The following is a 2,816-nucleotide window of genomic DNA, read 5'->3' on the forward strand; positions in this document are numbered from 1 at the left end:
GATATAGATGGTGCCGGCCTTCTGGCTCGCAGTCATGTAGACATAGCCGGTCATCGTTTTAGCGTAGCGAGCATAGGCGCGGGGGCAAGCGCCATTCTGATCCGTTGCATTCTAAGGCACACGTCACGGCATGGATCCTAGGGTCTGCGCTGCGTCGCTTCGCTCCTTGCTTCGCCCTAGGATGACGAAGACGGGAGGGCTAGGCCATTCGAAGGGCGCCGGTGCCTCAGCTATCTCTCCAACACCTTAAACAGAAAACCCGGTACAAGGCCGGGTTCTCAGAAACAACAGCGATGGCAGCCGAGCTCAGCTCACCTTGACCTTGGACGCCTCGTCCTCGGCCAGCTTCTGCTGGAACATCTGTGCGAAGTCGATGGGGTCGAGCATAAGCGGCGGGAAGCCGCCATTGCGGGTTGCCTCGGCGATGATCTGGCGGGCGAACGGGAACAAAAGGCGCGGGCATTCGATGAACAGGATCGGCAGCATGTGCTCCTGCGGAAAACCTGCAATGGCGAACACGCCGCCATAGACCAGCTCGACATTGAACAGCACTTCCTGGTCGAAGGACGCCTTGGCGTTCAGCGTCAGATTGACGTCGAACTGCTTGTCGGAGAGCGGGTTGGCGTTGACGTTGACGTTGATGGCGATGCCCGGTGCCTTGTCGCGGCCGCGCAGCGAATTGGGCGCGCCGGGGCTTTCGAAGGACAGGTCCTTCACATATTGCGCCAGAACGTTGAGCGACGGCTGCGCCGCATTGCCGTTTCCGTTGGCTGCGCCGACCGGCGCGTCATCTTTGCTGGCCATAAGCCTTGTCCTCTTGCCTGGGCAGCGTCGCTGACCGAATTGAAATCGGGCGTTCGCTACCATGGCGGGGATGACAAGACAAGGTTTGCCGCCTTGCTTCCGGGCTGCGGGATGGAGATGGGACGGCGCCCTAATCGTCCTTCAGGCGGCGCCACGGCGAGTTGTGATCCGGTCCGCGCTTCAGATCGTCTTCGCGCGAATAGTCGCCGTCTTCGAGGTCGATGACCCTGTCGCGCCGGCCACGAAAACCGCCGGTTGAGAAATCGGTGGCGACGACAATGCGGCCCTTGAACCGGCTCCAGGCAAAATCGCGCAATGGCGGCAGGAACAGCAACAGGCCGATGATGTCTGATATGAAGCCGGGGATGATCAGGAGGATCGCCGCAACCACGATCATGGCGCCGTGCGCAAGGTGGCGGCTGGGGTTCTGGCCGGCGGCCATCTCGGTGCGGATGCGGGCCATCACACCAAAGCCCTGGTATCGGAGCAAAAGCACGCCGGCGATGCTCGAGGCCAGCACGAGGCCGACCGTCGCCAGCGCGCCGACCTCGCGGCCGACGATGACGAAACCGGCGATTTCCAGCAGCGGAAGCGCGAGGAGAAAGAAGGGAAGCAGCGAAATGCGCAAGTCTTGCCAACCTTTTTCGATTGTTATGATCGTTTCGATTGTTTTGGCCGCCAGTTGCAATCGCCGCTGGCACTGAGGCTGTTAGATAGGTATGCCTGCCTTTGATTTGAATGATTGCGCCTTGCGTTCTATATGCTTTGAATGTTGAACGCTATGCGACCGTGGCCATTGGGCCTGACGGTCCGGCCAAAGGGCAGGATTGATTGGCGGAAGATATGGGATTCTTCGACTTCGGCACGATTTTCTTCCTGATTGCGGCGGTGGTCATCTTTTTCCAGCTGCGCAATGTGCTGGGCCGCCGCACCGGCAGCGAACGGCCGCCCTTCGATCCCTATTCGGCGGCTCGCACCGGCGACAAGGATGCCGCCCAGAAATCCGAAAACGTCGTCTCGCTGCCGCGCAAGCGCCCGCCAGGCGAGCCGGCTCCCGACACCTATGCCGCGATCGACGCTTTCGCCAAGCCCGATACCGACCTCAACAAGGGCTTGCGCAGCATCAAGGACAATGATCCGTCCTTCGAGCCTAAGGGTTTCGTCGACGGCGCCAAGATGGCTTACGAGATGATCGTCATGGCCTATGCCGACGGCGATCGCAAAACACTGAAGAACCTGTTGTCGCGCGAGGTCTATGACGGTTTTGTCGCCGCCATCGGCGAGCGCGAGGCCAAGGCGGAAAAGATCCAGTCCTCCTTCGTCGGCATCGACAAGGCCGACATCGTCTCGGCCGAGATGAAGGGCGGCGAGGCGCATGTCACGCTGCGCATCATCAGCGAGCTGATTTCGGCGACTCGCGACAAGGCCGGTGCCGTCATCGACGGCGACCCGGAAACCGTTGCCGAGGTCAAGGATGTCTGGACCTTCGCCCGCGACACGCGCTCGCGCGATCCGAACTGGAAGCTCGTCGCCACCGAGGAAGAAGACTAGTTCGGAAACACGCGGCGAGGCTCCGGTGTCGCTATCGCCTCTTTTTGTCGAGAAAGCCTTTGGCGACCTGCCCGGCTGGGACGATGACGACCATCTGACGGCCTTCGCCGCCTTTCGTCGCTCGGCCTTCCATGTCCTGGCCAAACCCTACCGCAGCGGTGCGCTCGGCGTCGACTTCCAAGCTTTTGCCGATGCCTACGCGGAGGCGCGGACCGTTTCGCCGGTGAATCGGTCGCCGGTTTTGGCCCGCGAGGAAGCCCGTGCCTTCTTCGAGCGCCATTTTTTCCCGGCGCTTATCCCTGCCGAAAATGCCGGCGCCGGGCTCGTCACCGGTTTCTATGAACCGCAAGTCGAGGCCTCACCGGTGCGCACGGACCGATTTTCGGTGCCGTTGCTGTCGCGCCCGGCCGATCTCGTCGATATCGACGACGGAAACCGGCCGCCCGGCCTGGATCCCTACC

Annotated in this window: 4 protein-coding genes; 2 read left to right on the top strand and 2 right to left on the bottom strand. The window is 61.6% G+C overall.

Translation table 11 applies throughout. The annotated features are described in order from the left end of the window. Nucleotides 1-306: 306 nt before the first annotated feature. On the bottom strand, nucleotides 307-804 hold the full coding sequence (secB, locus tag EN750_RS27685) for a protein-export chaperone SecB (protein WP_023813420.1): 498 nt from the start codon (nucleotides 802-804) through the stop codon (nucleotides 307-309). Between the two features lie 130 nt (nucleotides 805-934). Continuing rightward, nucleotides 935-1,432: an FxsA family protein gene (locus EN750_RS27690; protein WP_127271639.1), complete on the bottom strand. Its 498-nt coding sequence runs from the start codon at nucleotides 1,430-1,432 to the stop codon at nucleotides 935-937. A gap of 215 nt (nucleotides 1,433-1,647) precedes the next feature. Between EN750_RS27690 and EN750_RS27695 the strand changes: the two genes are divergently transcribed. Further along, the gene (locus EN750_RS27695; RefSeq protein WP_127398597.1) at nucleotides 1,648-2,355 is read left to right on the top strand and encodes a Tim44/TimA family putative adaptor protein; all 708 of its coding nucleotides are present in this window, start codon (nucleotides 1,648-1,650) and stop codon (nucleotides 2,353-2,355) included. A gap of 25 nt (nucleotides 2,356-2,380) precedes the next feature. Next, a partial coding sequence (locus EN750_RS27700; protein ID WP_189526502.1) for an MltA domain-containing protein occupies nucleotides 2,381-2,816 on the top strand: 436 nt, incomplete at its 3' end.

Origin of the sequence: Mesorhizobium sp. M7A.F.Ca.ET.027.03.2.1, assembly GCF_003999175.1 — a bacterium.
Lineage (GTDB): Bacteria > Pseudomonadota > Alphaproteobacteria > Rhizobiales > Rhizobiaceae > Mesorhizobium.

Excerpts from the sequence above, each read along its gene's own strand:
- secB (WP_023813420.1), bottom strand. The coding sequence starts at position 804 with ATGGCCAGCAAAGATGACGCGCCGGTCGGCGCAGCCAACGGAAACGGC.
- EN750_RS27695 (WP_127398597.1), top strand. The coding sequence starts at position 1,648 with ATGGGATTCTTCGACTTCGGCACGATTTTCTTCCTGATTGCGGCGGTG.